The 9,418-nt window shown below is 75.0% G+C and carries 1 protein-coding gene and 2 pseudogenes; all 3 read right to left on the minus strand.

All coding sequences use genetic code 11. The features are described 5' to 3' along the window. Positions 1–13: 13 nt before the first annotated feature. Positions 14–1,258, minus strand: a pseudogene (locus ACTOQ2_RS02220) (AMP-binding protein); the annotation flags it as partial. After that, positions 1,235–2,482 (minus strand): annotated as a pseudogene (locus ACTOQ2_RS02225) (condensation domain-containing protein); the annotation flags it as partial. The pseudogenes ACTOQ2_RS02225 and ACTOQ2_RS02220, both read right to left, overlap by 24 nt. After that, the gene (locus ACTOQ2_RS02230) at positions 2,479–9,366 is read right to left on the minus strand and encodes an amino acid adenylation domain-containing protein (protein WP_440097912.1); all 6,888 of its coding nucleotides are present in this window, start codon (positions 9,364–9,366) and stop codon (positions 2,479–2,481) included. The gene ACTOQ2_RS02230 and the pseudogene ACTOQ2_RS02225, both read right to left, overlap by 4 nt. Positions 9,367–9,418: the final 52 nt, after the last annotated feature.

Below are 9,418 nucleotides of genomic sequence, written 5' to 3' on the forward strand. Positions count from 1 at the left end.
CCAGATAGCCGCGGGCCAGCTGGACCCCGCCGATGAACAGCTGCCCCGGGGTGCCCACGGGCGCCCGTCCGAACCGCTCGTCGAGCACCTCCAGGCGGGTGTTGTCGACCGGACGGCCGATCGGCACCGCCTGCTCGGCAGGGTCGCACCGGTGCCAGGAGACGTCGACCGCGGCCTCGGTCGGGCCGTAGAGGTTGTGCAGCTCCACCCCGGGAAGCCGTTCGGCGAAGCGCCGCACCAGGTCGGCGGGGAGCGCCTCGCCCGAGCACACCACCCTGCGCAGCCCGCCCGCGCCCGGCCCGTCCACAGCCGGCCCGCTCACGTCCGGCCCGTTCACCCGGTCCATGACCGGGGTGCCCGCGTTCGGGACGCCCAGGGCCTCCAGGCCGGGAGTGTCGAGGAACGGGTCCAGCATGGACGGCACGAAGTGCGCAGTGCTGACCCCCTCGCGGGCGATCAGCTCGGTGAGGTAGCCGGGCTCGTAGTGCCCGCCGGGCCTCGCCACCACCAGCCCCGCGCCGGTGACCAGCGGCCAGAACAGCTCCCACACCGACACGTCGAACGAGACCGGCGTCTTGTGCAGGACCCGGTCGGCTGGGGTGAGCCCGTACGCCGCCTGCATCCAGCGCAGCCGGTTCACGATCGCCCGGTGGGACACCCCAACGCCCTTGGGCCTCCCGGTCGACCCCGACGTGAAGATCACGTACGCGAGCGAGTCCGGCGAATCCTCCCGCGAGGAGATCTCGGAGGGAGCCTCCGAGGAAGCCGCCGAGACGGTGGGCAGCAGGACGACCCGCGTACCCTCAGGAGCCTCGCCCGCCAGGTCGGCGGAGGTCAGCAGTATCGAGGCGCCCGCGTCGTCGAGCATGCCCCGCACCCGCCCGGCCGGGTGGCCGGGCTCCAGCGGCAGGTAGGCGCCCCCGGCGGCGAGGACGCCCAGCAGCGCGGCGGGCAGGTCCGCGCTCCGTTCGAGCAGCACCCCCACCGGCTGATCGCGTGACACCCCGGCGCGGCGCAGTTCCCCGGCGATCGCCAGGGCCCGACCGGCCAGCTCGCGGTAGGTGGTCCACGAGCCCTCGAAACCCACGGCCGGAGCATCGGGCGTCCGCCCCGCCTGGGCGAACACCAGGCCGTGCAGCGTGCCGCCCGGGTGCTCGCGCCCGGTGGCGTTCCAACGGTCGATCGCGTCGTTCTCCGCCTCGCCCACGCCCGGCTCGCCGGTCAGGGCATCGATCACCCGCCCGGCCAGGGACTCCATCTGCTCCGCCGGGAACTGGGAGGCGTCGTAGGAGACCGTGAGGGTGAGGCCGCCACCGGGCACCCGGACGAAGGCCACCGTGCACGGCATGTCGGTCTGCTCGAAGAACTCCTGCCCGGTGATCGCCACGCCGTCACCGGACAGTCCTCCGTACACGTGGAAGTCCCGGAAGTCGAACAGCGTGTCCAGCAGCGGCGAGCGGCCCGCGATCCGCTGGATCTCGAACAGCGGGTAGCGCCGGTACGGCACCGCGGCCACCTCGGCCTCGAAGACCCGCCTGACCAGCCCGGCCCGGTCGGCCCGGTCGTCGGCGTCGAGGCGGACCCGCAGCGGCAGCGTGTTGAGGAACAGCCCCAGCACCTCGCCGCCCCCCTCGGTCTCCGGCCTGCCGTGGCTGAGCACACCGGTCATGACCTCCCGCTCGCCGGTGACCAGGCCCAGCGCCGTCACGTACGCGGCCAGCAGGGTGGTGCGCAGCGGGACCCGCAGCTCGTGGCTCTGCCGCTCCAGCGCCGCCACCGTCTCGTGCGGCACCGGTACGGCGACCACCTCGGCGGCGCGCGGCCCGTCGGCCGGGAACCCGGGCAGCCTGGGCAGGCGGCTCTCCGGGGCGTCCTCGACCCGATCCCGCCAGAACTCCCGCGCCGCCGCCGAGCCCACCGCGGCCCGTTCGGCCGCCACGAGATCCCTGAACAGAGCCCGGGGCGGGGTGGGTTCGCGCGAGCCGCGGGCGGCGTAGCGGCCCAGCAGCTCGGTGACGAGCGCCGCGACGCTCCAGCCGTCGAGGACGGCGTGGTGGAAGCTGAGGCTCAGCGCGAACTCGTCGTCGTCCAGCACGTGCGCGTACGCCCGCAGCAGAGGCGGCGACGACCAGTCGAACCCGGTGTGCTTCTCGGCCTCCCGCCACGCGGCCAGCCGCTCCCGGGGGCCGTCCCCGTCCGGACCGTCCCCGTCCGATCGCAGGTCGGCGACCTCCAGCGGGATGGTCGCGGTGTCGTGGACGAGCTGCAGCGGCTCGCTGAACCCGGTCAGGTCGAACGAGGTGCGCAGCACCGGGTGCCCGGCCGCGACCCCGGCCAGCGCCCCGGTCAGCGCCGGGACGTCCAGAGCGCCGCGCAGAGTGATGGTCATCAGGTCGTGGTAGGTGGGACTGTCCGGTTCGAGCTCGCTGTGGTAGAGCATCCCCGCCTGCAGCGCGGCCAGCGGGTACGCGTCCTCGATCATCGCTCGCCCTTCCTGAGCTTGGCCAGATCCGCGGCGCCGAGCATGCCGAACGCCTCGGTCGCCCCGGTCGCGGCCTCCGGCTCCGGGGTCGCCGTCGCGGCGGGCCCGGTGTCCGGTGTGTCCAGTACGGAGGCCAGTTCGGCCACGGTCTGGTGGGTGAACAGCTGCTGCAGGTCGAGCCCGTAGCCCAGGTCCCGCAGCCTGGCCACCACCGAGAGGCTGCGGATCGAGTCGCCCCCGACGCCGAAGAACCCGTCGTGACGGCCGACCTTGTCCAGGCCGAGCACGTCCTGCCACACCTGGGCGACGGCGCGTTCCGCGTCGGTGCGCGGCGGCTCCCAAGGGAGGTCGCCCCGGCCGGGCGGTGGCGGCAGGGCGGCCCGGTCGAGCTTGCCGTTGGGGGTGAGCGGGAGGGCCTCCAGCGTCACCCACGCGGTGGGGATCATGTGCTCGGGCAGCTCGCCCCTGAGCCATTCGCGGGGATCGGCGTCCGCAGCGTTTCCGGCGTTCCCGGCGTCCCCGGCGTTCGCTGTGTCCGCTGCGTCCCGCGACCCCTCGCGCCGCACCCCGTACCCGACCAGCCGGGCTCCGGCGCCGTCGTGCCACACGCCGACGGCCACGGCGCTCAGGTCCGGGTGCCCGCCGAGCACGGCCTCGATCTCGCCGGGTTCGACGCGCATGCCGCGGATCTTGACCTGGGCGTCGAGGCGGCCGAGATACTCGATCTCGCCGTCACGCCGCCACCGCGCCCGGTCCCCGGTGGCGTACAGGCGGGAGCCTGGCGGGCCGTAGGGGTCGGGGACGAACCGTTCGGCGGTGAGGCCAGGGCGCCCCAGGTAGCCGCGGGCCAGTTGCACCCCGCCGATGAACAGCTCGCCCGGCGTCCCCGCCGGTACCGGGCGCAACGCCCCGTCCAGCACGTACAGGCGGGTGTTGGCCACCGGGCGTCCGATCGGCACGACCTTCTCGCCCGGCGTGTAGCGGTGCCAGGAGACGTCGACCGCGGCCTCGGTCGGCCCGTAGAGGTTGTGCAGCTCCACCCCGGGCAACCGCGCGGTCAGCCGCTCCGCCGCCCCGGCCGTCAGCTCCTCGCCGCTGCAGATCACCCGGCGCAGCGAGCCGCACTCCTCGATCCGCTCCTCCGCGGTGAAGGCGGCGAGCATGGAGGGGACGAAGTGCACCGTGGTGATCCCCCGCTCGACGACGAGGTCGCGCAGGTAGGCGGTGTCCCGGTGGCCGTCGGGGCGGGCGAGCACCAGGCGGGCCCCGCTGATCAGCGGCCAGAAGAACTCCCACACCGACACGTCGAACCCGGCGGGGGTCTTCTGGAGCACGGCGTCGCCCGCGTCCAGGCCGTACGTGTCCTGCATCCAGCGCAGCCGGTTGACGATCGCCCGGTGCGGCACCCCGACGCCCTTGGGTCTCCCCGTGGACCCCGAGGTGAAGATCACGTACGCGAGCGAGCCGGGCGGACTCCCCGCCCGGCGGCCCGCGTCCGCCGGCTCCGCCGCGGAGCCGAGGGCGGCGGTGAGCTCCACGGCCCCGGCGTCGGCGAGCATGGCCTCGACACGGCGCTCGGGCAGCCCCGGATCGATGGGAAGGTAGGCGGCCCCTGCCTTGAGCACGGCGAGCAGCCGTACGGGCAGGTCGAGCGAGCGCTCCGCCCGCACGGCGAACACCCGCTCCGTCTCCTTGCCGGCACCGGCGCGCAGCCGCGCGGCGAGCAGGTCGGCGCGGTCGTTCAGCTCGGCGTAGGTCAGCGTCTCGCCCTCGAAGACCACGGCCGGGGCGCCGGGAGTCCGCGCGGCCTGCGCCTCGACGAGACCGTGCAGCGTCTCCTCGGGCGGGTACGCGGTCTCCGTGGCGTTCCAGCCGGTCAGCACCAGGTCCCGCTCCCCGGGGGAGAGCATCTCCAGGTCGCCCACGCGGGTCCCCGGAGCGGCGACGGCCGCGCGCAGGAACGTCTCGAAGGACGCGGCGAGCCGCTCGACGGTCTCCGGCAGGAACAGGTCGCGGTTGTAGACGAACCTCGCCGCGAGGCCGTCACCGGTCTCCGAGGCGTACAGCTCCAGGTCGAACCGGGTCGAGGTGGTGTCCGGCGCGAACGGCTCGGCCACCGGTCCTCCCGCCCGATCGGCCGTGGACCCGGCCCCCTCCCCGGTCGTGGCCCCGGTCACCCGCCCGGCCGCCGTCGTGGCCCCGGTCCCCTCCCCAGGGGTGGACGCCACAGGCCCGGCCGGAGATCCGGCCACCGGTACGGGCCGTCCTGCCGGGACCGTGCCGCCCAGGTAGTTCTGCAGGGCGAAGAGCACCTGCACCACGGGCGGGCGGGTGGCGTCCCTGGCCAGGTCCAGTTCGGCGACCAGCTTCTCGAACGGCAGCTCCTGGTGGCCGTAGACCTCCAGGGCCGCGTCGCGGGTGCGGCCGAGCAGCTCGGTGAACGTGGGATCGCCCGCCAGGCGGGCCCGGAGCGGCAGCAGGTTCACGAACAACCCGACCACGTCCTCGAACTCCGTCAGGTCGCGACCGGCGACCGGCGAGCCCACCGCGAAGTCGTGCTGCCCCGACCAGCGGGACAGCACGGCCTGGAACCCGGACAGCAGCGCCATGTAGAGGGTCGCGCCGCGTTCCCGCGCCAGGTCGCCGAGCGCCCCTGTGAGCCCGGCGTCCAGTCGCAGGTCGTGCCAGGCGCCCCGGTGCCCCTGCCGGGCCGGCCTGGGCCGGTCGAGCGGAAGGTCGAGCGGGGGCAGCGCGGCCAGCTCCTCCCGCCAGAACTCCAGGTGTCGTTCCAGGCGCGGTCCGGCCAGGCGCTCGCGCTGCCAGAGCGCGTAGTCGCCGTACCCGACACGCGGATCCGGCCGGCCGGCGCGCTCGTCACGGCCGTCGGGCCCGGAGAGCAGCTCGTCCAGCAGGAGCTCCGCCGACCAGCCGTCGGCCACGATGTGGTGGACGGCGACCAGCAGCACGTGGTCCGCGGGGGCGAGCCTGACCAGGGTCACCCGGAGCATCGGGCCGTCGCCGAGGTCGAAGGGGCGTGCCGCGTCGGCGCTGACGATCCGCCGCGCCTCCGCCTCCGCCGCCCCTGTCTCCGCCGTCTCCGCCGCCTCCGTCGCGGAGCCGGCCGTCGTGGCCGGTCCCGCAGAAGCGGTCCCCGCCTCGACGACGCGGATCGCGATTCGTGCCTCCGGATCCCCGGCCGGGACGACCCGCACCTCGGGCCTTCCGTCGGAGGAGGCGGGGAAACGCATCCGCAGGCTCTCGTGCCGCGTCACGGCGGCGTCCAGCCGCGCGTCCAGCGCCGCGAGGTCCAGCGGCCCGCGCAGCCGTGCCGCGGCGGGCAGCACGTAGGCGCCGGTCCCCGGGCTGAACTGCTCCATGAACCAGAGCCGTTCCTGCGCGAACGACAGCGGTGGCGCCGTGCCCTCGGGACGCCGTACCGGTCCGGGCCCCGCTTCGGGACCCGCGCCGGGCCCGGCCTCCGCCAGCGCGTCCAGCGCCTGCGCCAGCCTCCGTACGGACGGGTGGCTGAAGGCCAGCTTCAGCGGCACGTCCAGCCCGGTCGCCGCGGAGAGCCTGGCGATCGTCCTGGTCGCCAGCAGCGAGTGGCCGCCGAGCTGGAAGAAGTCGTCGAGTGCCCCCACCCGCTCCACTCCCAGCACCTCGGCCCACACCGAGCACACCAGCTCCTGCGTGGCGGTCTCCGGGTGCAGGTACCCCTCGTCCGAGCGGTGCTCGGGGGCGGGCAGCGCGCCCTGGTCGACCTTCCCGCTCGGGGTGAGCGGGATGCGCGCGACCTCCACCACGGCACTCGGCACCAGGTGCGGCGGCAGTTCCGCCGCGAGGTACTCCCGCAGCTCCCCGCCGTCCGGCCGGTGCCAGGACCGCTCGCGGGCACCTTCCGCCCGCTCATCGGCCGCCCGCCCGCCTGCGGTCCGGTCGTGCCGTACGACGTAGGCGACCAGGCGGCGGTCGCCGGGGGTGTCCTCCCTGACCGTCACGGTCGCCCGGCCCACCCACGGGTGGGCCAGCAGCCGGGCCTCGATCTCACCGGGCTCCACGCGGTAGCCCCGGATCTTCACCTGGCGGTCGAGGCGGCCGAGGATCTCCAGGCGCCCGTCGGGCCGGAACCTGGCCCGGTCGCCGGTGCGGTACAGGCGCGAACCTGCCGGGCCGTACGGGTCGGGCACGAAGCGTTCCGCCGTCAGGGCGGGCGAGCCCAGGTAGCCGCGAGAGAGCCCGTCGCCGCCGACGCACAGCTCGCCGGGCGCGCCGGCGGGCACCCGGGCGCCGTGCTCGTCCAGCACGTGGACGCGGGTGGCGGACAGCGGGTGACCCACGGTCGGCCGCCTGGACGCCTCGGCCGGGTCGAGCTCCCCGGCGGTGGCGATGATCGTCGTCTCGGTCGGCCCGTAGCTGTTGACCAGGGTGACGCGCTCGCCGTGCGCCTCGTACCAGGCGGCGAGCGCCGGTCCCGGCAGCGGGTCGGCGCCCAGGATCAGCAGGCGCAGCGCGGGCGGCCAGAAGGCACGGGCGGCGACCAGCTCCTGCCAGTAGGAGGTGGGCAGGTCCATCACCGTCAGCGACGCGCCCCGCGGGGTCCGCAGGAAGTCGGGAAGCGGCTCGTCGGGGGCGAGCACCAGCTCGGCCCCCGAGGTGAGCGCCGGGTAGATCTCCTCGGCGTGCGTGTCGAAGCCCACGGAGGCGAACTGGAGCACCCGGTCGTCCGGCCGGATGCCGTACTCGGCGCGCATCCACGCCACCCGCGCGTCCAGCGCCCGCCGCTCGACCTGCACGCCCTTGGGGGTGCCGGTCGAACCGGAGGTGTAGATCACGTACGCCAGGTTCCCCGGCCCGCCGGGCCTCGTCACCCGGCCCTCCCCGGTGGACGCCGGGGCGCCGGGCTCGCCCGGCCCGTGAAGGCGCGCGCCGGACGGTGAGCCGTCCGAGGCCTTCGGATCCTCTGCGGCCTTCCGGTCCTCTCCGGCGGCGGGGCCGTCCGCGACGCCGTCGAGCGGGATCGTCGGCAGGTCGCACCCCGGCGGGCCGTCCTGGGACAGCAGCAGCGCGGCCCCGCTGTCGCGCAGCATCCAGCGCAGCCGCTCGGCCGGGTAGGCGGGGTCGAGCGGGAGGTAGGCGCCTCCCGCCATGGCCGTCGCCAGCAGTGCCACGACCAGCTCGGGACCGCGCCGGGCGCACACCGCGACCACGGTCTCGGGGCCGGCCCCCTCAGCGGCCAGCCGCGCCGCCAGCCTCGCGGCGCGCTCGCGCAGCTCGGCGTAGCTCAGCCGCCGGTCGCCGTGGCTGACGGCGACCGCGTCCGGCGCCAGCCGCACCCGCTCCTCGAACAGCTCGACCACCCCGGCCGGACCGGCAGGATCGAGGGACGGGGGAAGGGCGGTGGACAGGGACGCGGTGACCGCGGGCAGGCGGTCCTCGGGGAGCAGCATCGCGGCCCGCAGCCGGGACAGCGGGATGTCGGGGTCGTCGGCGACGGCCTCCAGCACCCGCTCGTACCTGCGCAGCATCCTGGCCACCGTGTCCGGCTCGAACAGGTCGGCGTTGTAGGACAGCAGCGCGTACAGCGAGTCCGAGCGAGGCGTCACGTCGAGCATCAGGTCGAACTTGGCCTGCCGCGCTCCCGGATCGAACACGTCGGTCTCGATGCCGGGCATGACCAGCTCGGACGCCTCCTTGTCCTGCATCACGAACATCGCCTGGAACAGCGGCGTGGTGCTCAGGTCGCGTTCGACGCGCAGCTCGTTGAGCAGCCGCTCGAACGGGATGTCCTGGTGGGCGAAGGCGTCGAGCACCGTCGCCCGGACGCGGCCCAGCAGCTCCCTGAAGCCGGGATCGCCCGACAGGTCGCCGCGGAGCGCGAGCGTGTTGGGGAAGAACCCGACGATCTGCTCCAGCTCGGGGCGTTCCCGTCCGGCGATCACCGACCCCACGCACACGTCGTCCTGCCCGGAGTGGGCGCCGAGCAGCGTCTGGAAGGCGGCGAGCAGCACCATGAACTGGGTGCACCGCTCGTCCCTGGCCAGCCGGTCCAGCCGGGCGGTCAGCTCCCGCCCGATCCGCCGCGCCGCGTAGTCGCCGTTGGACGACTTCACCGGCGGCCTGGGCCGGTCGGCGGGGACGTCCAGCGCGGGCACCCCGGCCAGCTGCCCGCTCCAGTAGTCGAGCTGGCGGCGCACCCGCTCCTCGTCCAGCAGAGCGCGCTGCCAGGCCGCGTAGTCGGCGTACTCCAGCACCGGCGCGGGCAGGTCCGCCTCGCGGCCCTCCAGGTGCGCGCCGTAGCAGGCGGCGAGCTCGCCCAGCAGGATCTTCAGCGACCAGCCGTCGGCCACGATGTGGTGCAGCACCACGCACAGCACGTGGTCGGTCTCCGACATGGTGATCAGGTGGACCCGCAGCAGCGGCCCGGCCGCCAGGTCGAACGGGCGGTTGGTGAGGTCGGCGACCAGCTCGGTCGCGCGGGCCTCCCGCTCGGCGGCGGGCAGCCCGGTGAGGTCGATCAGGTCGGGCTCGACCGGCAGGGGCGGCCCGATCTCCTGCACCGGGCTGCCCTCGTGCGAGGTGAAGCGGGCGCGCAGGGTCTCGTGCCGCTCCACCAGCCGGCCGAGCGCGTACCTGAGCGCCTCGATCGAGACGTGCCCGCGCAGCCGCTGCACCATGAACATGTTGTACGAGGCGTCGGAGGGGTCCAGCTGCTGCAGGAACCACAGGCGCTCCTGGCCGAACGACAGGGGAGGCGGCCCCCCGCCGTCCGCGCGCCGGGGGATGCCCGACGGCCGCCGCGGCGGCGGTTGCCGCCGCAGCCTCTCCTCCAGCGCGGCCCGCTGTTCCGGGCTGAGCCGCGCCAGCTTCGCCCTCAGGTCACTCATCCGCGAGGCCCTCCAGCGTGGCGAGCAGAGCCGCCGGTTCCTCTTTCGCCCT

This window comes from Streptosporangium sp. H16 (assembly GCF_051918855.1).
GTDB lineage: Bacteria > Actinomycetota > Actinomycetes > Streptosporangiales > Streptosporangiaceae > Streptosporangium.

What these genes read in the sequence shown, in the direction of transcription:
- ACTOQ2_RS02230 (WP_440097912.1), bottom strand. Translation starts at nt 9,366, where the DNA reads ATGAGTGACCTGAGGGCGAAGCTGGCGCGGCTCAGCCCGGAACAGCGG.